The sequence below is a fragment of the Dawidia soli genome (assembly GCF_018598185.1).
In the GTDB taxonomy this organism is placed as follows: domain Bacteria; phylum Bacteroidota; class Bacteroidia; order Cytophagales; family Cyclobacteriaceae; genus Ohtaekwangia; species Ohtaekwangia soli.
The window spans coordinates 22,789-49,035 of the sequence record NZ_JAHESC010000023.1; the positions used below are offsets into that span (position 1 = coordinate 22,789).

22 protein-coding genes are annotated in these 26,247 nt (G+C 52.3%); 15 read left to right on the top strand and 7 right to left on the bottom strand.

Going from position 1 to position 26,247, the window contains the following annotated elements:
• Positions 1-2 precede the first annotated feature (2 nt).
• Positions 3-1,055, top strand: a complete 1,053-nt coding sequence (locus KK078_RS16240) for a succinylglutamate desuccinylase/aspartoacylase family protein (RefSeq protein ID WP_254091349.1) — start codon at positions 3-5, stop codon at positions 1,053-1,055.
• Positions 1,056-1,243: 188 nt separating this feature from the next.
• Here KK078_RS16240 and KK078_RS16245 read toward each other — a convergent pair whose 3' ends face one another.
• Positions 1,244-1,405 carry a nucleotidyl transferase AbiEii/AbiGii toxin family protein gene (locus KK078_RS16245; RefSeq protein WP_317195933.1) on the bottom strand — a complete coding sequence of 54 codons (162 nt, stop codon included), beginning with the start codon at positions 1,403-1,405 and terminating at the stop codon, positions 1,244-1,246.
• Positions 1,406-1,521: 116 nt separating this feature from the next.
• Between KK078_RS16245 and KK078_RS16250 the strand changes: the two genes are divergently transcribed.
• From KK078_RS16250 to KK078_RS16260, 3 genes are all read left to right on the top strand, one after another.
• Positions 1,522-1,983 carry a (2Fe-2S)-binding protein gene (locus tag KK078_RS16250; RefSeq protein WP_254091350.1) on the top strand — a complete coding sequence of 154 codons (462 nt, stop codon included), beginning with the start codon at positions 1,522-1,524 and terminating at the stop codon, positions 1,981-1,983.
• Positions 1,984-1,989: 6 nt separating this feature from the next.
• On the top strand, positions 1,990-4,269 hold the full coding sequence (locus KK078_RS16255) for a xanthine dehydrogenase family protein molybdopterin-binding subunit (RefSeq protein WP_254091351.1): 2,280 nt from the start codon (positions 1,990-1,992) through the stop codon (positions 4,267-4,269).
• 231 nt (positions 4,270-4,500) lie between these two features.
• Entirely contained in the window at positions 4,501-5,169 is a 669-nt protein-coding gene (locus KK078_RS16260) for a matrixin family metalloprotease (protein WP_254091352.1), read from the top strand.
• A gap of 126 nt (positions 5,170-5,295) precedes the next feature.
• Here the strand turns inward: KK078_RS16260 and KK078_RS16265 are convergent, their stop codons facing one another.
• A complete protein-coding gene (locus tag KK078_RS16265) occupies positions 5,296-6,183 on the bottom strand; it encodes an alpha/beta fold hydrolase (protein ID WP_254091353.1) in 888 nt (295 codons plus the stop codon).
• A gap of 117 nt (positions 6,184-6,300) precedes the next feature.
• Here KK078_RS16265 and KK078_RS16270 point away from each other — a divergent pair, with 117 nt between their 5' ends.
• A complete protein-coding gene (locus KK078_RS16270) occupies positions 6,301-6,669 on the top strand; it encodes a MerR family DNA-binding protein (protein WP_254091354.1) in 369 nt (122 codons plus the stop codon).
• A 14-nt stretch (positions 6,670-6,683) separates the two neighbouring features.
• Here the strand turns inward: KK078_RS16270 and KK078_RS16275 are convergent, their stop codons facing one another.
• Both KK078_RS16275 and KK078_RS16280 read right to left on the bottom strand, forming a co-directional pair.
• Positions 6,684-7,574: a restriction endonuclease gene (locus KK078_RS16275; RefSeq protein WP_254091355.1), complete on the bottom strand. Its 891-nt coding sequence runs from the start codon at positions 7,572-7,574 to the stop codon at positions 6,684-6,686.
• Positions 7,575-7,681: 107 nt separating this feature from the next.
• The gene (locus KK078_RS16280; RefSeq protein WP_254091356.1) at positions 7,682-8,101 is read right to left on the bottom strand and encodes a putative quinol monooxygenase; all 420 of its coding nucleotides are present in this window, start codon (positions 8,099-8,101) and stop codon (positions 7,682-7,684) included.
• 259 nt (positions 8,102-8,360) lie between these two features.
• Between KK078_RS16280 and KK078_RS16285 the strand changes: the two genes are divergently transcribed.
• Both KK078_RS16285 and KK078_RS16290 read left to right on the top strand, forming a co-directional pair.
• Entirely contained in the window at positions 8,361-9,923 is a 1,563-nt protein-coding gene (locus tag KK078_RS16285) for a S8 family peptidase (protein ID WP_254091357.1), read from the top strand.
• 105 nt (positions 9,924-10,028) lie between these two features.
• On the top strand, positions 10,029-10,385 hold the full coding sequence (locus KK078_RS16290; protein ID WP_254091358.1) for a hypothetical protein: 357 nt from the start codon (positions 10,029-10,031) through the stop codon (positions 10,383-10,385).
• On the opposite strand, the gene KK078_RS16295 is transcribed toward KK078_RS16290, so the two are convergent.
• Together KK078_RS16295 and KK078_RS16300 are read right to left on the bottom strand one after the other, a co-directional pair.
• On the bottom strand, positions 10,386-11,618 hold the full coding sequence (locus tag KK078_RS16295; RefSeq protein WP_254091359.1) for a clostripain-related cysteine peptidase: 1,233 nt from the start codon (positions 11,616-11,618) through the stop codon (positions 10,386-10,388).
• A 158-nt stretch (positions 11,619-11,776) separates the two neighbouring features.
• Positions 11,777-12,373, bottom strand: a complete 597-nt coding sequence (locus KK078_RS16300) for a class I SAM-dependent methyltransferase (RefSeq protein WP_254091360.1) — start codon at positions 12,371-12,373, stop codon at positions 11,777-11,779.
• A 157-nt stretch (positions 12,374-12,530) separates the two neighbouring features.
• On the opposite strand from KK078_RS16300, the gene KK078_RS16305 reads away from it, so the two are divergent.
• Both KK078_RS16305 and KK078_RS16310 read left to right on the top strand, forming a co-directional pair.
• Positions 12,531-12,887 carry a nuclear transport factor 2 family protein gene (locus KK078_RS16305; protein WP_254091361.1) on the top strand — a complete coding sequence of 119 codons (357 nt, stop codon included), beginning with the start codon at positions 12,531-12,533 and terminating at the stop codon, positions 12,885-12,887.
• Positions 12,888-12,989: 102 nt separating this feature from the next.
• Entirely contained in the window at positions 12,990-13,655 is a 666-nt protein-coding gene (locus tag KK078_RS16310; RefSeq protein ID WP_254091362.1) for a Type 1 glutamine amidotransferase-like domain-containing protein, read from the top strand.
• A 17-nt stretch (positions 13,656-13,672) separates the two neighbouring features.
• Here the strand turns inward: KK078_RS16310 and KK078_RS16315 are convergent, their stop codons facing one another.
• Positions 13,673-16,426: a T9SS type B sorting domain-containing protein gene (locus KK078_RS16315; RefSeq protein ID WP_254091363.1), complete on the bottom strand. Its 2,754-nt coding sequence runs from the start codon at positions 16,424-16,426 to the stop codon at positions 13,673-13,675.
• 89 nt (positions 16,427-16,515) lie between these two features.
• Here KK078_RS16315 and rlmD point away from each other — a divergent pair, with 89 nt between their 5' ends.
• From rlmD to KK078_RS16345, 6 genes are all read left to right on the top strand, one after another.
• On the top strand, positions 16,516-17,937 hold the full coding sequence (gene rlmD / locus KK078_RS16320) for a 23S rRNA (uracil(1939)-C(5))-methyltransferase RlmD (protein WP_262898706.1): 1,422 nt from the start codon (positions 16,516-16,518) through the stop codon (positions 17,935-17,937).
• A 350-nt stretch (positions 17,938-18,287) separates the two neighbouring features.
• Positions 18,288-18,863 (top strand): gluconate 2-dehydrogenase subunit 3 family protein, encoded by a 576-nt coding sequence (locus KK078_RS16325; RefSeq protein WP_254091365.1) that lies wholly within the window; start codon positions 18,288-18,290, stop codon positions 18,861-18,863.
• Positions 18,860-20,569 carry a GMC oxidoreductase gene (locus tag KK078_RS16330; RefSeq protein ID WP_254091366.1) on the top strand — a complete coding sequence of 570 codons (1,710 nt, stop codon included), beginning with the start codon at positions 18,860-18,862 and terminating at the stop codon, positions 20,567-20,569. Before KK078_RS16325 ends, KK078_RS16330 begins: the two co-directional genes overlap by 4 nt.
• A gap of 493 nt (positions 20,570-21,062) precedes the next feature.
• On the top strand, positions 21,063-22,367 hold the full coding sequence (locus KK078_RS16335) for a pyridoxal phosphate-dependent aminotransferase (RefSeq protein WP_254091367.1): 1,305 nt from the start codon (positions 21,063-21,065) through the stop codon (positions 22,365-22,367).
• A gap of 369 nt (positions 22,368-22,736) precedes the next feature.
• Entirely contained in the window at positions 22,737-25,220 is a 2,484-nt protein-coding gene (locus tag KK078_RS16340; protein ID WP_254091368.1) for an ABC transporter permease, read from the top strand.
• A 415-nt stretch (positions 25,221-25,635) separates the two neighbouring features.
• On the top strand, positions 25,636-26,217 hold the full coding sequence (locus tag KK078_RS16345; RefSeq protein ID WP_254091369.1) for a hypothetical protein: 582 nt from the start codon (positions 25,636-25,638) through the stop codon (positions 26,215-26,217).
• The last annotated feature ends 30 nt before the right edge of the window (positions 26,218-26,247 follow it).

Genomic DNA, 26,247 nt, shown 5'->3' on the forward strand with positions numbered 1-26,247 from the left:
ATATGAAGTCAATCTTAGTTGTTCTGCTGGCATTAGGCATCCAGCTCGCAGTCGGACAAGACAAGCCCTTTGCCTTTCAAAACACTACAATAAAACCAGGCGAACGAAAATCGTTTTCAGTGACTATAAAAGCACCCAACGGTGACACAACGTTCATTCCCATCACCGTACTGCATGGCAAATCCAAGGGACCGGTATTGGGCCTTATAGCCGGCATACACGGGTATGAGTACCCACCGATTATGGCATTACAAGAATTGCCGAACAAAATAGACCCGGAAAAGCTACGAGGGACAATTATTATGGTCCGCATCGCCAACGTAAACGCCTTCTTCAAACGCAGCGTGTTTTACAATCCGGCAGACGGAAAGAACTTGAACCGCGTTTTCCCCGGAAACAAAGCAGGTACTATTACAGAATGCATAGCCCATACGATCACCACAGAAGTGATCAGCCGCTGTGACTATTTGGTAGATATCCACGCAGGAGATGCCAGTGAAGATCTCCAGCCCTACGTAGGTTTCTACACCTGTGGCAAACAATTTTCCACCGCCCGCAAAATGGCGGACGCATTGGGATTCCCATGGGTGATTGGCAGCGACAATGTACCCACGCCAGGAAATACAAAGTACTGCTCTGCCGAAGCTGTTTCCCGTGGCATTCCAACGGTTGCCATAGAGTATGGAAAGCTCGGCCACGTAACATCGGAAGAGGCAGGGTTCATATCGGCTAGGTTAATGAACATGATGCGTACTATGGAATGGTACGATGGCGTACCGCAAAAATACAGCCCACCAGTAGAAATCAAAGCACGAACCTACATTGAAGCTGAACATACCGGAATATTCTATCCCAACTTCAAAAGCGGAGCACTAATCAGAAAGGGAACGCTACTTGGTACCATCACCGATCCTTTCAACAATACAATCCAAGAAATCCTTTCGCCCATCGACGGGTTTATTATCTATATGACTGTTACTCCGCCGATTACAAAAGGTGAGACAATTTTCAGTCTCGGCAGTTATCCAAATAGTAGTATACAACGTGAAAATTGAAGAGCAGCTGGTAATAATGTTTAATAATCGAAAATTATCATGTATACTTTTTTATCAATGGGTGTTTGGTCTCCTTATGTAACTCCTATGTATTTTACTCAAAAGATATAGAGGTCATGACCGGTAGGAGTTGGCGCTATGTCCGTAAGATCAGGATGCGCCGCCACCTCGGCAAAATTCTTCATCGGTCAGGTGACCGCTGGCTTTTGCGCGTTCCGGAAATGGCCCGGGTGTAGAGGCGTTTTATTTTTTATATACCATTCCAGATCGTACCAGTCACAGCCTTTTACATTGTTCTTCCATTTTCTGAACAGCAATGCGTGCATTTTTCCTGCAAACAAAAAGGGCATAGAAAAACATCGTACATTAGAATCGTCTGAAAAGTCTACAGGTGAATTATACGCAAAAAAAAAACACTTGTTCCTATGCAATTGTAGTCGTAACTTCTAGTTCGTAAACCAAACCTATGGCTAAATATTCGATCAATATTAATGGACAGACCCACGATGTAGAGGCAATGGAAGACATGCCTCTTCTTTGGGTATTACGAGACGTTGTTGGGCTAAAGGGGACGAAATTCGGTTGTGGAAAAGCTTTGTGCGGAGCTTGTACGGTCCACCTGAATGACAATGCGGTGCGGTCGTGTAGTCTGCCGGTTTCTGCCGTTGGAGAAGGCAGGATCACAACGATCGAAGGCTTATCGAAAGAAGGCGAGCACCCTATTCAGCAAGCTTGGGAGAAATTTGTTGTGCCGCAGTGTGGCTATTGCCAAACCGGTCAAATAATGAACGCGGCTGCATTGATCAAGAGAAATCCACAGCCTTCGGAGCAGGAAATCGAGCAATCGATGCAAGGCAATCTCTGCAGGTGTGGAACTTATAATCGCATCAAGGCTGCAATCATCAGCGTTACTTCACAACCTAAATAAGCACCTATGAAACACAATTCATTTCTCGGCAAAGACAATAGCTTGGTGGAAGGCCGTGTCTTCAAGGTCTCAAGACGTGATGTATTAAAAGCAGGTGCGCTTCTCGCGGGAGGACTTGTATTTGGTGTAGGTCTTGTGCGATGTGACAGCAAAAAGAATGAAGTAACATATCTAACGCCAAATGTATATCTTAAGATTGGTTCAGACGGTGTTGTAAGTATCATTGCCCATCGCTCTGAGATGGGCCAGGGTATAAGAACATCTCTGCCTCTCATTATAGCGGACGAGCTGGGCGCTGACTGGAGCAGCGTTAAAATTGTCCAGGCGGAAGGCGATGTAAAGTACGGTGACCAGAATACAGACGGATCTTATTCGATCCGAATGTTCTATAAACCTATGCGTGAGGCAGGCGCAGCTGCGAGATATTTGCTTATCCAAGTGGCGGCCAAGAGGTGGCACGTTCCTGCTGAAGAATGCGACACTGAAAATGGTAGTGTAACGCACAAATCGACAAACAGGGCAATTAATTTTGGTGAGCTGGTGGAGGAAGCAAGCGGAATTTCTGTTCCACCTGGAGAAATTAAGTTGAAGGAGCAACAGAATTTTAAACTCATTGGAAAGGAAACTCCAATCGTTGACCTGCATGATATCGTAACCGGCAAAGCTGTGTTCGGAGCCGATGTTGATGTCAAGGGTTTAAAGGTAGCGGTAATAGCCAGGTGCCCGGTAGTTGGAGGATCGGTAAAATCTTTCAAAGATGGCAACGCTAAGAAGGTCCCAGGTGTTGTTGGTGTCTACCAGGTTAAAGGGGCGGGGCTGCCTGCCACACTGAATAAACCATTAGCTGGCGTCGCCGTTGTTGCTGACAACACGTGGGCAGCAATAAAAGGAAGGGATCTGCTCGAAATTGAATGGGAGTTTGGCCCAAATGCATCCTATGATTCGGCAAAAGAAATTGCTGAATTGACTAAAAGCATTTCTTCCAAAGGCGTCGTACGTAGAAATCGAGGAGACTTTGATAAGGCTAGAAAAAATGCAGCTAAGGTTATCGAGCATGTTTACGTTGCGCCACACTTAGCCCATGCCACAATCGAGCCGCCTGCTGCACTTGCCATCGCGGACAAGAATAGCTGCGAAGTATGGGCTTGCACTCAAAATCCGCAAGGTGCCAGGAAGGTTCTTTCAGAGGTATTGGAAATTCCCGAAGACAAGGTAAAAGTAAACGTTACTCTTCTTGGAGGAGCTTTTGGACGCAAATCCAAACCCGATTTTATAGTTGAGGCGGCTATCCTCGCAAAAGAGTCTGGACATCCTGTGAGAGTGCAATGGACACGCGAAGATGATCTCCATCACGATTACTTCCATTCACTCAGTGTTCAGCGTACAATAGCAACAATAGGAAAAGACAACAAGCTTAGTGGCTGGAATCACCACATTGCATATCCAACGATCGGTGCAACTGCAAATAATTCAGAACTTCAGCCGAGCGATGGCGAGTTAGGTCTGGGCGCTACCGATTTTCCGTATGATGTCCCAGCAGTCAGAATTGAGACACATGATGCCCCATCACATCTTCGTGTCGGATGGTTGAGATCGGTTCGGAACATACCACACGTTTTTGCTATTGGCACGATGATGGACGAGATAGCAGAAGCACGTGGTGTTGACCCCATCACCAACGCACTTCAACTGCTGGGAGATGATCGTCAAATCACATTCAACGGAGAGATCCTCAACGGCACTTATCCAAACTACGGCGAAGATATCGCGAATTATCCCTGGGAGACAGGCCGAATGAAAGCGGTAATCGAACGTGTCGCCAAGGAGTCTGATTGGGGGAGGAAGCTTCCGAAGGGATCAGGTTTGGGTTTCGCAGCGCATAAAAGTTTTCTAACATACGTCGCATGCGTGGTGGAGGTTCAAGTCAACGAAAACAAGGTAACAATTCCGAGCGTACACTATGTCGTGGACTGTGGAGTTGCTGTCAATGTTGATCGGATAAAATCACAATTCGAAGGCGGAGCACAATTTACGGCAAGTCTTGCATTGAAGAGTGCGATCACCTTTAAGGATGGCCGTGTTCAGCAGAATAATTTTGACGGCTATCAGATCATACGAATGTCTGAATCTCCGAAACAGATCCATGTCCATATCATGGATAGCGACGGAAAACCTACAGGCGTTGGAGAACCACCGGTACCACCATTCACTCCCGCGCTCTGTAATGCGATTTATGCAGCGATAGGAAAACGGATTTATACATTGCCGATCGATTTGGGTGCATAAGGCCTTTAATCATTTGGATTTTAGTTTTTTTCAACGTGGCAGACCCTTGGAAAGTGACTTTGTCAACGGAAATTTGAGCATCACGTGGAGGGTCACCCCGGTCTAAGAGGTTGGCAGGAATTTAATGGGAAAACATTGAAATTTCGCATAAAAAGCTCCCTAACCAGTGGGATCACTGCAAGTAATCCCAAACAGATCACAAGTTGTACTGATAACGATTGCCGACTCAGAATGAACACACAAGTCGAAAGTTTGTTAAACGCAGGCACTAAGCCTTTAATGGTATGTATACTGCTTTCACTTTTGTCATGCTCAACCGACAAAACGGTTAACGTGGGAATTCAGCCGCTAGAAAATTTTGACAGATCATTGACTGATACCGTTTTAAATGTGCTGGCCAATACCTACAGCGTAAAGGTATATGTTCTGAAACGTAAGCCGCTTCCCCAAGAAGCCTTCATCGATGTTAAAACGCCCAGGTATCGCGCGGATAAGCTCATCAGTATGGCTAAGGAGCAGAAGCCTGATTCTCTGGATCACCTCGTTTTATTGACCGATAAAGATATTTCCACCACAAAGCGGGACGACCTTGGCAGGATAAAAGCGCCTGAAAGCAAGTACAGTGACTGGGGCGTATTCGGTCTTGGTTATCGACCGGGACCAAGTTGTATTGTATCCACGTATAGACTGAAAAATACCGATCAGCGCAGGTTTATTGAAAGATTAAAGAAGGTTTCGATGCATGAATTGGGGCACAGCCTGGGCTTGGATCATTGTGAATCAGAGCATTGTGTTATGAGAGATGCTGTAGAGACAATAAAGACCATTGATGGGGTGGATTCAAAACTATGTGAACCGTGCCGGAGGAAGCTTGGCCCATACGCAACCCCGAATGCGTAACACCTCCAAATGGAAACGGCCCCGGAGTGTTCGGCGCATTTTAGAGTGGCTCAAGGGCTCTCGCAGGGCCGTCATCATAGCCGGCGAATCTTTTCATAACAGCGGACCGTTTAACGCACGTTCTCTTTACACCGATCCCAAGAACTGAGCAATACAGCGTGCAGTTTCATCAGGCTTTTCCGCCAAAATAAAATGCCCGGCATCATCGAACTTTTCCAGGCTATACGTAGTAGCAACCGCCGGTAAAACATGCTGCAATAACGCATATCCGCTGCCGCCCACACCCAACACCGGCATGGTAAGCTTAGCATACGTTCGACTGTCCGCGATATCTTGCGTAAAGGCCTGGTACCAGGCATTCGAAGCACGGATGGCATCCGCGCTGTTGTAAGCCGCGGCATAAACAGCGCGATCAAAATCCGTAACAGCGTCTTTGTTCTGTAGCAACTGGTTGAAGATCCAATCGATCACGATGGACATGCGCCCCTCCAGAAGTTGTTCAGGAAGCTGTTTGATCTGGTTAAACGCCAGCCACCAGGGATACACATAGGCCGCTCCCGGTATGGGCAGCATCGGCAGACGGTACATACTCTCGTCCGGATGGGGTGTGTCAAGAAGAATGAGGTTGGATGCGAACGCCGGATAGTTGGCGGCAAAGCTGAAGGCAACGTGAGCGCCTATGTCGTGTCCGCCGATAGCGACTTGATGATACCCCATTACTTTAACCAGTTCGAACAGGTCACGTGCCATATTCCGTTTATCATAACCTTCCAACGGTTTACCCGACCCTCCCATGCCGCGCAGATCGACAACGATCACTTCGTGATGTTTAGCCAGAAGATGCATTACTTTGTGATAGGCCCACCAGGTTTCCGGCCATCCCGGAACCAGCACCAACGGTGTCCCTGCACCTCCCTTCACGAAGTGAAGGTCTACATCGTTTACGTTTGCGTAGCCATGGGTAAAACCAGGCAGCAGCTTCACAAGCTCGTCGTCTGAATAGTTCATTTCCATACAGTAGTTTCGATGACAGATTTTTTGGTTGCCCGGCTCAAAAATAAGCCGGACTTTTGTGCATAACAACCATACAGTATACTGCATGGTTTGGATTTATTTTTAATACCGACGCGAATGAAATTGATCAGTCAACTCTCTAAAGAAACCGGCGTTCCGGTTGGAACGATACGTTTTTACGAAAAAGCCGGACTCTTCAGCGGTGTGAAGAGAAAAGACGTTACGACCAACAATTATGTCTATTATGACCAGGATGTAGTCGAGAAGATCCGGTTCATTAAAATGGCGAAAGCTGTTGGATTTACGCTCGCCGAAATTCGTGAAGTAGTCGATGCCTGGTATAAGAAACAATTTACTAAAAATGCAAGACTGCGCGTACTCGATAAAAAGCTGGCTCAACTGGACGAAAAGATCGCTGAGCTAAAAGCCATGAAAAAACAAATTGCGATCTGCAAAGACAATATCGAAAACGATCGGAGTACGTGACAGTCGCCTGTTTTTTATCTGTATTTTGAAAAGAAAACTTTACCAGCCCCATCAATTTGGGCAACATATACAGGTAGTGCATTTTTATCTCCATCAAATCGTATCCTGGCGCCGCTGACGAGCGCCCCCTCGTACATTTTATGAATTAAGGCAATGTCTGTTGCCGTGGAGGACAGTGAAAAGTACAAAGCAACAGCTTTAACTCGCTGCTCGTGAATTCCGGTTTTAAACGTCACTACTTCGTCGATGTTTCGAATCGCACAAAACGTCACGTTGCTGTCCATATCAGCTCTTGTTTTCCAAATGTCCGACGCATTTTTTATAAATTCATCAAAAGATTTTTCTCTAAATTCCACGAAATATGGCTGAACAAACTCTTCCACAGTCTTTATTTTTCCATCCGAAGAATATACGTGCTCTCTATGATGAGGCTGGACATGACGAGGTATAGAGAACGTCTCAAACGTAACGAAACTTAATGGCACAACTTGTATTCTAACCTCCGCCAACCCGAGGTTAACAAATTTCACGAAATCAATCTTTTTAACCTCTTTCAGGGAGACTACACTGATGTTGTGAAATGCCGCCTTTTTTCGAGCATCCTTGGAGAAATAGGTATTTGAAACAGCGACAACCTCATGAACAGGCAGATTTTTATATTTACCTATAAGTTCATCAATCCAACCAATTTTTTGTGGCCTCCCGTGATCTCTGCATTCAATAGCTATCCGATAACATTCGCCATTAATTTCCTTTTCTATAAGAATATCGATCTCCCGTTTCGTTGACGAATCGCCAAGGCTCTCAATCAAGAAAGCGGATTCGGTAACCTTTGCGCCGACTCCTTCCAGTTTTTGATGAATGAAGTGAATTACCTGTTGAAATGCGTTCGTTCGTTTTGACATATTCGATATGTTGACTATAAAAAGGATACCTCTGCATCCTGGAAATTGATGGTTTCCACGGATTATTGAAAATACTTTTAACAGAAGTATTGGTAAAAGATAGCCCGCTATTTCTCTCGCCGCAAAGCGCTCCCACCATCCTTAATCTTCATATCCGGCATCAACGGAACCGTCTCCACAAGCTCCAGCGACCTAACCATATCCTTCGTACTCGTCTTATATTTAAGAAAATGCGGCGTTTTCAGATGAGCCTTATACGCCGTCGAGTCGGCATAGATCTCCAGGATTGTAAAATGGGTCGGATTATCTTTCTCCGAAACGGCATATAACGTCAGCACCCCCGGTTCAACACGAACGGACGTTTCGGCCTCCTCTTTCAAAATGGCCTTATACTGCTCCAGCTGCCCCGGGTCGATAACGAGCCTGGCGAGCCGCACCATCGGACGCTTCTCTTGCGCAAAGGCCCGTTCACCCGATAGCGAGATCACAACTACCAATGCAAGGGTCAAAGAAAGTTTGTTGAACATACGTATTGGTTTAAAGATACTTTAGGAACAAGGTGAAGTTAAACATAAATCACCGCCCCCAACAACCCGCCCGAACCGTCCGTAAAGACCCCGGGAAAAATCACGGGGTCCACCCCGTGGTTAATACGCTTTCCCCGTTCCCGTCTCCCACCCAATTTTACAATGTGAACACAGCGTTCCCCCACTAAACCCACAACTCATCACAGATTTTACCATCCCCAACATCAAGCGTTGATCTTAACCCTCAAACACTACCCCCATGGCCAAAACAAAAAAAGCCCCCGCCAGGCAAACCTTCTCGCTCAAGTACGGCAGCACAAACCTCACGCTGTCAAAAAGTGATTCGATGGTAGCCGTCAAACCGACCGTAAAAAAGAAACCAAATCTCGAAAGCTCCCTCAAACATCTCACAAGCCTGAATGGATTCGAGATCTACAAGCTCGACAAAAATGAGAGATCGAACGTGGAAACAAAGCTCCAGACACTACGCGAATCCCCCGAAGTACTGGTGGGTTCGCACGTGTACCACACTTCAGACGACGGCGTTCCCTTTGTACCCAACGGCGAGGTCTTTGTCCGCTTCAAAGCCAGGGCAACACCACAAAAGATCCAGGCCGCCATCGACGATCTGCACCTGATGGTACTGGAAACACGGGAAGACAATTCCTATGTATTTAAAACAACCCCCGAGTCACCGAACCCGGTAAAAGTAGCCGTAGCCTTACAGCAAAATGAGATCGTAGACATCGCCGAACCCTCACTGATAACAGAAGGCAAAGTCTTCAATTTTGTGATCCCGGTCGATGAGCTCGTCAAAGATCAATGGCATCTGAAAAATACTGGCACCCACCGGGGCACAAGCGTAGGCCTGTTGAAAGGCGCCGACGCAAGAGTAATAGAAGCCTGGCAAAAAGCGCAATCGCTCGGGTCACCCGATGTGATCGTGGCCGTGATCGACGATGGCTTTGATGTCACCCATCCCGATCTCAAAGAAGACGGCAAGATCGTGACGCCATTTGATTTTGAAAGTAACACAACAGACCCACGCCCGCGCAATACAGGCGAGCAGGGCGACTGGCACGGCACGGCCTGTGCCGGTGTAGCCGTAGGCGTCGCCAACGGTCAGGGCATTACCGGCGCGGCACCGCGTTGCAAGCTCATGCCCGTGCGGTGGGGGATCAATCTTTCAGACCGCGAAGTGGAACGCTGGTTTGATTTTGTCTCGCGCAACGGCGCCTGGGTGGTGAGTTGCAGCTGGGGCGCGCTGGCCCGGCGATTCGTTCTTTCCACCCGGCAGACCCTGGCCATTCAGAATTGTGCCCGGAATGGAAGGGGAGGCAAAGGCACCATCATTTGTTTCGCCGCGGGAAATGAAAACCGTGACGTCGATGCCCCCGCGACCTACAACGGCTTTGCCACACATGCCGACGTGCTCGCCATCGCAGCCTGCACCAGCCGGGACACGCGTTCGCACTATTCAAACTTCGGCGATTCGATATTCATGACAGCCCCTTCCAGCGGGCAGGGCGGCATGGGCATCCTCACCACCGACGTGTTGAACGAAGAAGGCTATGACCTGGGTGACTACACGTTCGACTTCGGCGGAACCTCCAGCGCCACGCCCCTGGTAGCGGGTATCTGCGCGCTGTTGCTTTCACTCAAACCCACATTAACATCCGCGGAGCTGAAAGACGTGCTGAAGTCGACCGCGCGCAAGATCGGAGGAGACGCGGAGTATAATGCCGCCGGCCACTCTAAAAAATTCGGCTACGGCTGTATCAATGCGCTGGAAGCCGTCACGAACATCCTGTCGCATCCCTAAACGCGTTCGTTGGCCGCAGCCATTGTACATTTCCGGAAGGAAGTTTATATTCATTGCTTCGCTCGAATTCATCTGATAATTTATAAACTCTTAAATAGTAAAACTATGCCTAAACCAGCAGCAAGGCTTGAGCTCAACAAGCCCGAAAGGATCTCAGACAAGTTTGAAGACGTCATTCCGGAAATACGATTTAAAAGAGGCGGGAAGAAGGCATCCGGTATAGACCGGTCACAGCTCATCATTATCATCCCCATCGATGTAATAGGAGACGTTGTCGAGCATTCGGATGCTAACGTACCGCCCGACATACAGACCCGTTTCCGGGATGCAAAGATCAACGTAAAAGATTTTTTTCTGCCCCAGCAGGTAGTGGTCGAATTCAAGGGGAATGGTACAGCCGACGAATGTCAAATGATCCTGAAAGCAACGTTACCGACAAAAGTACCTGGAACCGGCGGTTGATCAGGTTTCAGCACAGGCTTCGATCAGCATCTTCCAGGTTGAATCCTTCATAAAAGCGGTCTCGAAAAAATCGTCGAAACCTTCTCGGGGGATCTCCGAAGCCCCGGCCATTGGAAAAAATATTGAAAATCCGGAATTGGGTTTTTCGATTTTTTTTCCAATGTGGCTTTGGATCACAACCAGGTCCCGGATCGAGAGCAGCCTGCTGGCGCACAAAAAATTCTCGCTCAATAATTTCTGCGCTGCCATTTGCCGGGTGAAGTGGTAGAAATCGAGCAAGCCCACCGCGAGAAAGTGACCGTTGTCCCTTGCTTCCACGATTGCCTCCTTGTCTGTCGCAAGACGCTGCAGCAGTATATTCGCCAGGACCTCGATTTGCTCCGCCAGTGAATCGTAATATCGCAGATCCGTGGCAAATAACGCGGTACTGTTTTTGGCCAATTCTTCCTCATCCACATCGGTATATACCTTGGAAGCAAAGGACTTTACCGCCAGTCTGGCGATCTTCCGCGGGGTTACATGTTCATCATTGTTCAGTACCTGGAAAAGGTAATGATAGTTATACCCCTCAAAGTCCATATGGCCTTCCGGGGCCACCAGGTACTTCACCGAATGGCGCAAGGCATATCCCGCGTCGAAGAACTGCATATAACAATTCATCATGATCGCAACGTCAACTTTCTTTTTGCCAAAGGTGCAACGGATGGCCCATGCCAGCTCTTCCATAGTCAGTATCTTAGCCTCTTCGTTGCAAACAGGCTCGAACGTGCGCTTCAGGGTATGAAGGGCGGTGAACTTGAGAGAAAACATGCCATAGGCTCTCCCATGATCCCAGCTGAATAAAATATAGTGCTTTGCCTTGAACGGCAATAATACCTGTTGCCGGAAATATTTCTCCAGGTGCACGGGATTGGTAATGTCAAAGTCGCGTTCTTCCAGGACCTCATACAACTCATGAGAAAAACCGGTTGTACCCGCCGGTAAAGGGAGCAGTCGGAAGAACATGGTCGTTAACGTGGGATCGGGGATTTCAACCGGAAGCAGCGACACATCGCCCTTTAGCAGGGCCGTTAGATTCTCACGGTAGAAATGCAGGCACACGATCACATTGACATGTGCCTTCAATTCCAAACACCGGATGTCGTTGATCATCCGGATCACCTCCGGCATGTTTCCTCCTACAGATTTGATCAGGAAGAAAACGGTCCATTTTCGTTTCTTTTTAGAACCCATTTCGTACAGTGCCCTATACGAAATATACACAGAAAGGAACCCTGAACAACCGCCCCTCCCAAAATATCATCCAGTCAAAATCACAGGCAAACCACAGGCATCCGCACGAACGCGCACAAGCCGTTTGCCAAAGCGTGTGCGGATAACCGCATCCCGCGTCAATATACTTTTTCCCAGAGCTTTAAATTACCCTTGAACTGCGTATCGACCAGCGTAAAGTTGGTAGGAATCATCCATTCCTCCGTGAAATAGGTCGCCAGGCGTACGCCCGACGGCAAAGAGCTGAGCTTGTTGGCCGTCTGAACGCCATAACTATTATAATACCCCGCGCTCAGCGCAATCGTTTGGTCAATGCTCTGACGAGGATCCATATTCTCGTAGAACGAATTGTAGAAATAGAATCCGTTGAAATCCCGGAAATCGATCGAAATGATGTTGGCGTTGATATAGGTCGTATTGGTAAGGTGGTAGGCGTCAGCGAGCGTTCTGGACAATTCCACGAGCTCGGCTCGTTGCTCCACACCGGTAAAATGACCGTGCGTGGTAGCGGCGCCGATCATGCAGAACTTACCCACGCCCGAGCCGATGTCCAGCACATGTACGCCCCGCCGGTTGGCCAGGAATTGAGCCGCTGCTTTTGCGACAGAGACCGGCGTCCAATGTTTCCGGGCCAATCGCCGGATATGAGCAGGATAGATCGCGTCGAAGTCGTCGTCGGTGGTATCGATCAGGTTTTGAAGATCAAGGTTCATCATAAGCCGCAACAAAGCAGCGTACAAAACTATCATTTATAAGAAATTCACACCTACATTTCAGTGATTCAGGAAGCGACCCGCCACGGCGCGGTCGGTAGATGCGTAACCCGGGTACGATCTTTTTACGATCGGTAGTCATTCACAATGATCGATCTGCATGTCACAGCAGCACAAAGATATTTTACTCCAGGCCAACGCCGCGATAGCCGCCCGCAATTATGAAGGTTTTTTGTCGCACTGCACCGACGACACCGAATGGACCTTCGTAGGCGACCAGGTGCTGAAAGGAAAAGAAGCCGTTCGCCGATACATGGCAGCAACGTATATCGAACCGCCCAGGGTAACAGTCGACAACCTGATCGCAGAAGGAGACTTCCTCACCGCCGTAGGCGAAATATCGATGAAAGACAAGGACGGCAGGGAAACGCACTACGCCTATTGCGACGTCTGGCGTTTCCGCGACGGAAAGATGGCCGGGCTGAAGGCATTCGTCATCAAAACAGACCCCCGGTAACAAAGCGCGACACATTTGCCCCCTTTGAATGTCATCTTATCCCCGCGCGGAGACAAACGACGTTCGCTAGTTTTATAACGTCGCACAACCACCGACCGAATTATGAAACTACTTCTCACCGCAGCCGGCATCAGCAACGCAAGCATCCACCGCGCCCTGGTTGACCTCCTGGGAAAACCCGTGAGCGAAGCAAGCGCCCTCTTCGTCCCCACCGCGATCTACGCTATACCCAACGGGAGTAACATCATACGCGGCGTGATCACCGGATCATTAGGCGACCCCTTCTGCGACCTGGGCTGGAAGTCGCTGGGCCTGCTGGAGCTCACCGCGCTGCCCAGCATCAAACGCGAGCTTTGGGTACCCATGCTCCAGGAGACCGACGCCCTGCTCGTGGGCGGCGGCGACTGCCAGTACTTATGCTATTGGATGAAACGATCCGGACTCACCGACCTCTTACCGACGCTCCTCAACAAGATAGTCTACGTAGGCCTGAGCGCCGGAAGCATGATCATGACCCGCTACGGAACGACCTATAACAACCATACCTTGCCGGCCGAAAGCGACAAATCACTAGGCCTGCTTGACTTTGCCCTGCATCCCCACCTCGATCATGAATGGTTCCCCGAAAATTCCCTGGCCAACCTGGAAAAGCTGGCCGCCACGATCCCCGTACCGTCGTATATGATCGACGATCAGACCGCCATGAAAGTGACCGATGGCACGATCGAAGTCATTTCCGAAGGGAACTGGAAATTGTTCACCCCCTAACGGCCACCACGAAAATTTTATTGATCCTTGCCGGAATAAGCCACCGTGATCACCCCGCGATACTCTTTGTTGGAATACCCCAGGTGATAGAAATACATACCCGGAGCCTCCCCGTTGGGGTGCCATTGAAACGCGCGGTTGCCGCTGCTATAAACGCGGCGGCCCCAGCGGTTGAAGATCGTAATACGTTCGAAATGTCCCGCGCAGTTGTCGAGGGGCAGGATGTTGACCCATTCGCCCGTGGCCTCGTCGCGTTTCTGCATGGCGAAGTAGTCGTTCTTGTCATCGCCGTTGGGCGAGACGAAGTTAGGCGGGAGGAAGTTATCGTCGCTGCCGTCGATGTCTTCAATGTGCAGGCTTACCGTTACCGTGTCGGCCAGGTTGGCAAAACAGCGGTCGTCGCTTACGCGGAAGGTAAAGGTATAGTCGTTCGCATATACCTGGTTTACGAAAATGCTGCAGTCGGGCTCCCAAACAAACGTACCCTCCACCGGACTTTGAGACGGTGCCGATGTAAACGTATACCCCGACGGTTCGACCGTACCCGTCGCGCCCACCAGGGTCATCGTGAGCATGTCGGGGTGGGGGAAGAGATCGCTGTCGCGGCCGGTCAGCGCGAGCGAGATCGGCTGACCGAGAATGACGTTCATGGAGTTGTCGGCCGCCAGTACCAGGTCCGCGTTGGTGTTGACGACCGACAGCGCGGGCGCGCTGTTGTCCGGTGGCGCCACGTTGACGTTCACCACCAGCGTGTCGGAATATTTAAAACGGCATTTGTTATTGTAATCCGTTACAAAAAAGTGAAAGGTAAAAGAGCTCTTCACACGCAGGTCGATGGGCCCGCAACGCAGGTCCCAGGCAAACGGCGATTGCACATCGCGAATTCCCTCTTCCGCCGGGAAGACCGCATTGTAATCCGACAGCGCAAAGCCCTTGCCTTCACCGAACAAAGACAGCAGATCACCGTCGTCGTCGTGACCGAAGACCGTAAAGCGAAGCGACTCGTTTATCTTCCGGTTCACCGTCACCGTATCGGCAAAAGTATCGCCCGTCAGCCCGCTTGTGGAAATAACCGGTTTAGTATTTCCCGGCAGGATGATCCGCAGATCCACCTTCAGCTGATCCGGATTTTTAAAATCGCACCGGTCGGCATCTTCTACCTGGAGCACCACCGGAAAGAACGTCTGCTGCGTAAAGTCGAAGACGCTGCACCGCGTGTCCCAACGAACCTTCGCCGTCAGCGTGTTGCCCGTCTGTTTGACGTCCGTCAAGCTTATGCCCGCTTGCGCCAGGGTAGTAGGACCGGTCAGCGGCAGCAACGTCAGGGTCATGATATCGCCGTCGGCATCAAACGCTTCGATGTCCCAGGTCTTGATACCAGAGTCTTCGTTCACCGACGCCGCGATATCGGTGGTGATAAACACCGCGGGCGCATTGACCGGCGGTGTGATCGTGACGTTCACCAGCAACGTATCGAGGTACGGCAGGCTACACGCATCGTCGGCGGCGATAATGGCGACCTGGAAAGGGCGGTTTACAAAAGGGCACTCCGGAAAGCACAGGCGGAAAGTCGCCGCGGGATTCGCACGCGTAAGCCGCACCGATGTCAGCGCAGGCAAAATGCCACTGATGTCCTCTTGAAAACCTACGGGCACCGCGCGCAGCTCGATGTCTTCGGTGAAACCATCGAGCTGGTTGTTGATATCGTCGTCGGTAACACGCACCTCGATGCAGCGGTTGGCATCCGGCGTACCGGCGGCAAACGTCACATTCATGACTTCATCGTGCGTAAAAGAGCCTTCGCTCAGGGTACGTCCAAGGATCTGCGGAGGCACCGCCGTAGGGCATTCGTCCACGACAAACATCTGGAAGTCGCGGCGCACCTCGCCGATCTTGCGCCCCTCGCGGAATTCTTCACACCGCACCGCAAAGACATACAGGCCGAGACCGTTGAACGACGGCGTGACCGTAAGCAATCCGTCGCGGCTGATGGCCAGGTTCGGACTGGCGCGCATGACATTCGTGAGACTGAACGGCGAGAGCCACTGCACGTCCGGATACGGGCCGGCATGCGGTCCGTTGGCAGGCACTGCCTCGGCGGTGACCGTGTTGAGTGGCGTAATGAGTGAGTACACCAGCGAGTCGCCATCCGGATCCGTACCCGTAAAGTTGGCATAGTAAGGCTTGGAAGGACATGCATAGTCGCTCAGCGGTATAAACAACTGCGGCGACGAGTTGACGAACGCGCGGTTGCGCCAAACGACTGCCGGGAACTCCATGTAAAACGTTTGACCCGCCGCGTTGGGAAAGTCGACGGCCCCCACGGGCGGCTCCTGGCTGACGATGTTGAGCAGGCCCACGTTGTTATAGTTGCGGCAGCAGCGCTCCCAGCTCACGTAGTAGCCATCCGCGTGGTTGAAGGCGTTGCTGCGCAACGCGATCGTATCGCTGTATACGATCTTGTCGGTAATGATGCCACCCGCCGAGCATTCAGGTTGTGTATACTCCACGCGCGACCGCGAGCTGAAAATGAGCTCCTTGAGACGCAGGCGCCGGTTGTCGAATTTTCGAAACACCCCTACCTCGATCGTGGGCTCTTCCGCCGCCGGGTCGCGGCCGGGGTTGTTCTGCACGTCCAGGTAATAGATGAGGTTGATGCGATAGATATTGCCCGACACGTGCACCAGCTCGATCTCTCCCCCTACAATATGCCGGGCTGCCGCGGGCAGGCAGAAAAATACAAACAGCAGGATCGGAACAAGACGCTTCATAGGGCAACACGGGCCGGTTCAGGAATGTTAAAGATAGAGAATCGAGGCGAGGGGGAAAACCCCCGCCAGTTTGTATTTTTGCGCTCTTTATGCGAAAAGGCGACGTAATCGAAAATATTGTAGTCGAAACCATGGCTTCTGAAGGCAAATGCGTTTCGCACGTAGACGGAAAAGTGATCTTCCTGGAGGGCGGTGCCCCCGGCGACACGGTAGATGCCGCCCTCACCAAGATCAAAGGCAGTTACCTGGAAGGCCGCGTCACGCAGATCCGCCAGCTGTCACCCGACCGCGCGCAGCCGTTCTGTGAGCATTTCGGCCTGTGCGGCGGCTGCTCCTGGCAGCACATCCAATACGAAAACCAGCTGCACTACAAACAACGCCAGGTGGTCGACAACCTCGAGCGCCTGGGTGGCCTGACACTGCCGCCGCTCACGCCGATCCTGGGTTCGGCCAAAACCCGCTACTACCGCAACAAGCTCGACTATACTTTCTCCGCGCAGCGCTGGCTCACACGCGAAGAGATGCACGACGAAAACAAGCCCGGCCAGGGCGAAGTAGCATTGGGCTATCACATCCCGCGCAAATACGATCTGGTATTTGACGTCCGCCAATGCCACCTGCAACCCGATCCCTCCAACGCCATCCGCCTGGCCGTAAAAGACGAGGCCGTGCAGCACCATATTCCCTTCTTCGACCTGCGCAAGCAGATCGGATTTTTACGGACCATCACCATCCGCACCGCCAACACCGGCGAAACGATGGTGATCCTGCAGGTAACATACGACAAGATGGAATGGATCGAATTGATCCTGCGCCGCCTGGAGCGCGATTTCCCGCAGATCACGTCGTTCCAGTACGTCATCAACGGCAAAAAGAACGACACCTTCGCCGACCTGAATATCCTCACCTGGAAAGGCAACGCCTACATCACCGAGCAAATGCCCAAGCCCGACGGCAGCGGCATACTGCAGTTCCGCGTAGGCCCCAAATCATTCTACCAAACCAACTCCGACCAGGCCTTTGAATTATACAAGATCGCCTGGGCCATGGCCGACCTGAAAGGCCACGAGCTGGTATACGATCTCTACACCGGCACCGGCACCATCGCCAACTTCGTCGCCGGCCAGGCACGCAAGGTCGTAGGCCTGGAGTACGTCGCCGCCGCCATCGACGACGCCAAAGTAAACTCCGCGATCAACGGCATCACCAACACCGACTTTTACGCCGGCGACATCAAAGACCTCCTCGACGACGAGTTCCTCTCACAGCACGGCCGCCCCGACACCGTCATCACCGACCCCCCGCGTGCCGGCATGCACGAAGACGTCTGCAAAATGCTCCTCAAAGCCGAACCCGAAAAGATCGTCTACGTAAGCTGCAACCCCGCCACCCAAGCCCGCGACCTGAAGTGGCTCTCCGAAAAATACGAGATCTCCGCCGTCCAACCCGTCGACATGTTCCCCCACACCATGCACGTCGAAAACGTCGTCCGCCTGGACCGGAAGCGGTAGGCTGGCGCCTTTTGTTTTTAAGGGAATCGGGAGACTGCTGCCATACCAGGCCGGTACAAGTAAAGTCAACCGCGCGCGCAGCGCGCAAAAAGCAACAACTGGTTCGAGTCTTCCGACCGGAGGGAGGGCGACTCGGACCCAGCATTGTGCGGGTCTCCTGACCCGCTCCTTATCGTCGTCCACCAAAGCTTCCACCACAAAAACGTCCCAGCGTCGTCCCCAACGCCCACGTCGTCCACCAACGTCAATAAAAAACTTCCCTCCACCGTCCTCACCCTCACACTGTTTTTTACCGGCGGTGGGGAACAAAATCTATAATATTGCTAGTTTAGTGCAGACGATTGAATTACATGCAACGAAGAACTGCACTGAAACAGCTGGGCTTGATCGCGGGGGCGGCTATCATCCTGCCGCATTGCACCAGCAAGGAGGCCGCCACCGAGGCCACCATCAAACTCCACAAGCTGCAAGTCAGCAGTCAGCAGGAAAACCTGCTGGCAACCATGACCGAAGCCCTCATCCCCAAAACCGATACCCCCGGCGCCAAAGAGCTGAACATCCACCAATTCGTACTGCGGATGATGGACGACTGCTTCGACGCCGACGCGCAAAAGAAATTTATGACAGGCCTGGGGCAGGCGCAGAAGTTGCTGGCCGATAAGACCGGCAAGGACGCCGAAGACTGCACACCGGCAGACATCCAGGCCCTCTTCAAGGACATCGAAGCCAGCAAAACGTCCGCGCCCGCACAAGGCGACGATAACGTGAAAGCTTTTTACGAGTCCTTCCGCCAGCTCACCATTCGCGGCTACCTCGGCTCCGAATATGTCATGACCAATGTGTTTGGCTACCAGATGATCCCCGGTAAGTTTACCGGCGAAGTGAAGATCGATGCCAACAGTGACCTCAAAACGATTCTTGCATGAACGCCAATATTGACGCAACCAAACAAAATACATTCGACGCCATCGTGATCGGCTCCGGCATCAGCGGCGGCTGGGCGGCGAAAGAGCTGACGGAAAAAGGATTGAAGACGCTCGTCCTCGAACGCGGCCGCGACGTAAAACACCTCAAGGATTACCCCACTACCAACATGCAGCCGTGGGAGTTTCCACACTACGGCCAGATGCCGAAGGAGGTTAAAGATGCCAATCCCGTCGTCAGCAAGTGCTACGCCTTCAACGAAGATGCCGCCCACTTCTTTGTAAAAGATCAGGAGCATCCGTACGTGCAAGACAAACCCTTCGACTGGATCCGCGGCTACCAGGTAGGCGGCAAGTCGCTGCTGTGGGCGCGCCAGACACAACGGTGGAGTAACTTCGACTTCGAAGGCCCCGCACGCGACGGCTTTGCCGTAGACTGGCCCATCCGGTATAAAGACATCGAGCCCTGGTATAGCTACGTCGAAAAGTTCGCCGGTATCTCCGGCAACAAAGACGGCATCCCCGCCCTGCCCGACGGCGAGTTCCTGCCGCCCATGGAAATGACCAAAGTAGAAAGCTACTTCAAAGACAAAGTAGCCGAGAACTATAAAGACCGCCACATCATCATCGGCCGCTGCGCGCACATCACGCAGCAACAGCCGATCCACGCCGAGCAGGGCCGCGCCAAATGCCAGCACCGGAACCTCTGCCAGCGGGGCTGCCCGTTTGGCGGGTACTTCAGCAGCAATGCCTCGACCATCCCCTGGGCCGAGCGCACCGGCAATATGACACTGCGCCCGAACTCGGTCGTGCACTCCATCATCTACGACGAGCAGAAAGGCCGCGCCACAGGTGTTCGCGTCATCGACGCAGAGACCAAAGCAAGCACGGAATACTACGCCCGCATCATCTTCGTCAACGCCGCCGCGCTGAATACAAACCTCCTTCTTCTCAACTCGACATCCAACCGTTTCCCGAACGGCCTGGGCAACGACAGCGGCACGCTGGGTAAATATGTGGCGTTCCACAACTACCGCGCACGTGTATCAGCCCAGTACGAAGGCTACGCCGAGTATACCAAAGCGGGCAATCGCCCCAACGGCTGCTATATCCCGCGCTTCCGCAATGTATTCAAGCAGGAAACGGACTTCCTGCGTGGCTACGCCGCGGGCTTCCAGGCCTTCCGCCACGTAGAGCGCTCGTCCGATGGCATCGGCGCCGATCTGAAAGACAATATTTTACATCCGTCGCTGGGTGTATGGAGCGTAGGCTCACACATGATGGGCGAGACCATCCCCAAGGAAAGCAACTACGTAGCCCTGGACAAAGACCAGAAGGACGCATGGGGCATGCCACTGCTCAAAATCTCGATGGACTACGACGACAACGACGAGAAGATGGTAAAAGACTATCTGGAACAGATCTCCGAGATGTATAGCAAAGCAGGCTTCACCAACATCCAGACCTTCGACAGCCACCAGGCCCCCGGCCTCGACATCCACGAAATGGGCGGCGCCCGCATGGGCCACGACCCGAAGACGTCGATGCTCAACAAATGGAACCAGCTGCACGCCTGCAAGAACGTATTCGTAACCGACGGCGCCTGCATGACCTCAACGTCGACACAAAACCCGTCACTGACGTACATGGCCTTCACCGCCCGCGCCGCCGACTACGCCGTAAAACAAATGAAAGCCAACGAGCTGTAGCAATCTTTTATAATATGAATAATAAAATACCCTGCGTCATCAACGCAGGGTATTTTTTTGCGGACCAAAAAGAGGAGGGGTGCAGGGGCTTAGCCCCTGCATAATACGGAGGCATCTGGTTCGAGTCTTCCGACCGAAGGGAGGGCGACTCGGACCCACCATAGTTAGTACACCCATGGAGGGGGTCTCCGACCCCCGGTCGCCGTACCAAATATTTTCGTGCATCAAGGATAACAGCCATCCAACCAACAGTGTCGTTGTAGCCTGGGCCGCTACTCACAACTAAGCACCTGGTTCAAGTCTTCCGACCGAAGGGAGGGCGTCACGCAATTTCCACCCCATCCCCGAAAATCAAAAACATACCCACGCGCCCGTCGACCGGCGTAGAGCAAGCCTTAGCCCAACAAACACTTGTTCCCAAAAAAATAAAATCCCTCATCCGCTTGAATCCTTTCCGCAATCTTCCCAACATCGCCTTTCAATTTTTTGGCGCATGCGACAGAAGTTATTAAGCGAAGGAGCAAAAGAGCTCAGCTACGAAATTCGCGAGATCGTAAAGAAGGCAGACCAGCTGAAGAAGCTGGGAGTAACAATCTCATGGGAAAACATCGGCGATCCCATTCAAAAGAATCACAAGCTGCCGCAGTGGATCAAGGACATCATCGCCGACCTGATGAAGCAGGACGACACCTACAGCTACTGCCCCTCCAAGGGCATGCTGGAGACCCGTGAGTTCCTCGCGCGCCAGACAAACGCCATGGGCGGCGTACAGATCACCGCCGAAGACATCTGTTTCTTTAACGGCCTGGGCGATGCCATTTCGAAAGCCTATCAATTCATCTCGCGCACCTCGCGCGTGATCGGTCCCTCGCCCGCATACTCCACGCACTCAAGCGCCGAAGCAGCCCACGCCGCGCACGAACCGCTGACCTACAAGCTCGATCCGGACAACAAATGGTATCCGGACCTGGACGACCTATACAACAAGATCAAATACAACCCCAACGTCGTCGGCATCCTGATCATCAACCCGGATAACCCCACGGGCATGGTATACCCGCTGGAAACCTTACAGCGCATCGTAGCCATCGCCAAAGAGTTCAACCTGTTTTTGTTAGCCGACGAGATCTATATCAACATCACCTACAACGGCGCGCGCGCCTACTCCCTCGCCGAGATCATAGGCGACGTACCCGGCATTTCCATGAAGGGAATCTCGAAAGAGCTGCCTTGGCCCGGCTCACGCTGCGGCTGGATGGAATATTACAACCGCGACAAAGACCAGGACTTCAACCGCTTCTGCCAGGCCCTCGACAACGCCAAGATGATCGAAGTGTGCTCGACAAAGCTGCCCCAGCTGGCCATCCCCAAGATCCTGGGCGACCCCCGCTTCAAAGGCTACCGCGAAGCCACCAACACCAACATCGGCCGCCGCAGCAAGATCATTTCCGATATATTAGGCACCGTACCGGAACTGACCTTCAACGAAACCTTCGGCGCATTTTATAATACGATCATCTTCCGCAACGGCGTTCTGAAGCCGCACCAGAAAATGCGCATCGACAACGCCGAAGTAAGAACCCTGGTAGAAGACTGGGTAAGCCAGGACAACATCCCATACGATAAACGCTTCGTGTATTACCTGCTGGGCGCGAAGGGCGTCTGCGTAGTGCCGATCTCCTCCTTCTGCTCCGAGCTCCAGGGCTTCCGCGTGACCTTGCTGGAAGAGGACGAAGAAACCCTCGTCCGCACCTTCACCGCCATCCGCGACAGCATCGTCGAATACCTGGCATCGTAGATCAGTAATGGGGTAGTAGGGGCAAAGCCCCTACAAAAAGCGACATCTGGTTCGAGTCTTAGCCCCGCCCCGGGGCGGAGACTCGGACCCAGCATGCTTCGTGCACGAATAGAGGGGGTCTCCGACCCCCGGCCGCCCTTCCAATGATCTTCGTGCCCCCCAGGCAACAGCACAAGCCCGCTGACGCCAGTTTAAAACTGGCGTCAGCCTTCGCCAGCCCTCAACCGGAAACACCATGCTATCCGAAATCGGACACCCCGTAACAATACCGAACGTCTTCCGGCCCTAAGAACGCCCCAATCCCACCCAAAAACGCCTTTCCCCCAACTGGTACGACCTTTGGTCCCCACCTTCCAAATCTTCGCCCCCATGCTCAAATACCACGTTCTCCTCTTTCTGCGCAACATGCGGCGCCAGAAACTGTTCTCCGCCATCAACCTGTTGGGGCTGACCGCAGGCATCGTCAGCACGTTGCTGATCTACCTGTACGTGCAGCACGAGCTGAGCTACGATCGCTTCCACGCAAACGCCGACCGCATCTATCGCATCAACCAGACCTTCATCTGGGGCGAAAACGACGACCACTTGTTTTCCTCCACCGGCCCCGGTGTAGCCTATGCGTTGGACGCCGAGATCCCCGAGGTAGAGCAGGTAACACGCCTGCACCCCACCGGCAACTTCCTGGTATCCTACACCGATGCCAAACACGAAGCACACGCATTTGACGAGGGCAAGATCCTCGCAGCCGATTCCAATTTCTTTTCCGTCTTCTCCTTTCCATTGGTAAAAGGCAATGCCGCCACCGCATTGACCCTGGCGCGCAGCGTCGTGCTGACCGAAGAAACCGCCCGCCGCTACTTTGGCAACGAAGACGCCCTGGGCAAGCTGCTGGAAGTAAAAGACACCAGCCCCAACGGCGACGGCTCCATACAAACATATCAGGTAACAGCCGTGGTAAAAGACATACCCTCCAACTCCTATATCGACTTCGACATGCTGGTGTCGATGAACAGCTTCGAGGCGATCACAAAGTCCAGCTGGAGCTGGATCTGGACGACCTTCGAGACGTTCGTACTGCTCGACAAACATGCCACGCCGGAGGCCCTCACCGCCAAACTGCCCATCCTGCCGCGCAAGTATGCAGAGACCACCCTGCGCCGCATAATGAACCAGTCGTTTGACGAGTACACCAGGAACGGTCGCAAGTGGGAGTTGTTCGCGCAACCCTTCACCAGCATTCGCCTGTATTCGGACGATATATACAACCGCCTGAATACCGTCGGCAGCGTCGTGATCCTGTACGTGTTGTCGGGCGTCGAGATCTTTATCGTGTTGCTGTCGTGCATCAACTTCATGAATTTGTCCACGGCACAGTATACACGTCGCATCAAAGAGTCGAGCCTGCGCAAGATCCTGGGCTCCGACCGCGCACAGCTGGCCGTACATTTCTTTACCGAGGCCTTGTTGTTCTGTGCCCTGGCTGCGGGTGTGGGCCTGGCGGTAACACAGCTGGTCCTGCCGCTCTTTAACGTGCTCACGGGCAACGCCCTTCACCTCAACTTGTTTATGGACGCCGAGATCCTGATGGTGTTGGGCGCGTTGATCCTGATCATGAGCGCCCTGTCAGGTAGCTATCCCGCCATTTTCCTGAGCCGTTTCTCGCCCGTAGAGGCCATGAAAGGCACGCTGCGTACCGGCAAGCAAGGCAAGATGCTGCGCAACGGATTGGTGATGTTTCAGTTTGCCATCTCCATGGTGCTGATCGTCTGTACGGTGGTGGTATTCCAGCAGCTGAGCTTCCTGGCCAACAAAGACGTGGGCTTTAACCGCGAGAACCTCGTGGTGGTGAAGCGCGGCGAATGGATCAAAGACAGAAAAACATTTGGGCACGCGCTCGAAGGCATTCAACACGTAGAAGATGTAGCGTGGGCTACCTCGGTGCCCCCGCGCCTGTATGATGGCGACCAGTTCCAGGCAGAAGGCCATACCGATAAGACCTCGTCGCTGAATTATGTAAAGGCAGACGAGCAATACGTGCCCACGCTCAAGTTGCAGATGGTGGTCGGTCGCAACTTCTCGAACGAGATTCCCGCAGACAAAGAGCGGGTCATTCTGAACGAGAATGCCGTGCAAGCCTTTGGCTGGAATGTCGACGAAAGCGTGCTGGGCAAAAAGATCTTCTACCCCGGCATGGAAAAGACCTACGAAGTAGTGGGCGTGGTAAAAGACTTCCACTACTGGGCATTGGCAGCGCCCGTACAACCCATGGGCATCTTTCACATGGAGGGCTCTGTGTTCTCCAACCAACAGCAATTTGCCGTGGTGCGTGTAGAAGCCGGACAAGCCGATGCCTGGCGCAACGTATTGGCATCGCTGGAAAAAGAATGGCACGTGTTTGCGGGTGACGCACCGTTCCAATACGAATTTGTCGATCAGGCTTTCGCCGAAGCCTTTAAAGGACAGGAGCAGTTCGCACGGGCGTTGACGATCTTTGCAGCCATGGCCATCCTCATCGCATGCTTCGGTCTGCTGGGCATGATCATCTATACCCTCGAGCAACGCACCAAGGAGATCGGTATTCGCAAAGTCGTGGGCGCCTCTGTGTGGAGCATCTGGGTGCTGGTGGTACGCGAATATACCGGGCTCATCCTGGTATCGGTCGTGGTAAGCACACCCCTGTGTATCTACCTGCTTTCAAAATGGCTTGAAACCTTCGAGTATAAAGTGCCGCTGACGCCCTGGGCTTTTGTCCTGGCCGCAGGCAGCATGCTGGCGACATCGATCATCATTACCGGCTACCATGTATTGAAGGCCGCGTTGATGAATCCCGTCGCCGTCTTAAAAGATGAATGATCTTACACGTTGTTATGGATAGTTTAGGTTAATGGTTAAGTTCAATATGCGCAAGCTGCCGGCGAACCGGCAGCTTTTTTTTGTGCTTCCCAGCTCAAACTAACCCCCGGCTCACCCCAGACTAACGCTAGGGCATCCCTATCCTTTACCCATAGCAAACCTATACCAAAAGTATGCATTCTCCACTCATCCTCCACTCACGATCCACTCCCGAGTCTATAAACCCACATTTTATACCTCAGTAAGTTTTTGGAAGAAAAAGCACACGCTTCAAGGAACAGATAGCGATCAACAATCTATCCACATGGCACACAACAATATTTAGGAAATTATATACCTGAACAAATTTAATGATATATACTGGCTTATCTCCAAAGAAGTTTCGGTATATTGATGAAAAGTACAACAGCAACGTATGGCAGTAGTAGTCGGAAATTCTCCCTTAAAAGACCTGAGTGGATCGATAGATGAGCTTGTATTCAAGAAGTACAAAGACAAAACCGTCGTCACGCGCAAGCCCACCAGAAAACGTAAAAAGAACAGCCCGCTCCAGCAGCTCCGCTGTGACAGGTTCAAAGACGCCTCGCGCCATGCCCGCACCATTCTCCGCGACCCCGCAAAACGCGAGCACTATCGCAAGCTCGCCATCAAGCTGAAAAAGCACTGTGCCTACAACGTTATCATCTCCGAGTATATGCTGAGCGTCGACATGGAGACAAAAACCGTGAAGTCATCCGGCAAAGGCAAAACACGCATCGTCCTCTCGGCCACAAAAAAGGCATTCAAGGTAAAACAGGTAGAGATGAAAATAACATCGCCCGCAGGCAAGCCCCTCGCCACAGGCCTGGCCCGTCAGATCAACAGCACCGACTGGGTATACACCCCCGACATCCCACTCCCGCAAACCGGCACCCTCGTCGTCACCGCCACCGACGCCCTCGACCAGATCACCCTGAAAATATTCCGCTTCGACGGAAGCACCTGGCGCGAATTATAGCGCCAGCAATCCGCTATTGCTGGCACCGGT